The sequence below is a fragment of the Monashia sp. HAY1-2A genome (genome assembly GCF_056755315.1).
Map to the genome: position 1 here is coordinate 1 of NZ_JBNDHY010000441.1, position 268 is coordinate 268.

1 protein-coding gene is annotated in these 268 nt (G+C 65.7%); it reads left to right on the forward strand.

The annotated features are described in order from the left end of the window. A partial coding sequence (locus tag ACPYOM_RS22640; protein ID WP_481347686.1) for an MFS transporter occupies window positions 1-268 on the forward strand: 268 nt, incomplete at both ends.

Consider the following 268-nt stretch of genomic DNA (forward strand, 5'->3'; position numbering starts at 1 on the left):
CTGCGATTGCGACCGAACTTGACGTCTCTATCGGCACGGCGGGCCTGCTGACGTCAGCTTTCGCGGCCGGCATGGTCATCGGCGCGCCGGTCATGGCGGCCTTTGCCCGGCGCTGGCCGCCCAGGGTCGCGCTCATCGTCTGCCTTGTTGTGTTCGCGGGATGCCACGTCATCGCAGCGATGACGTCCGCGTTCCCGTTGCTCCTCATCACCCGGGTGCTCAGCGCGTTTTCAAACGCCGGATTCCTCGCCGTGGCACTGAGTACCAT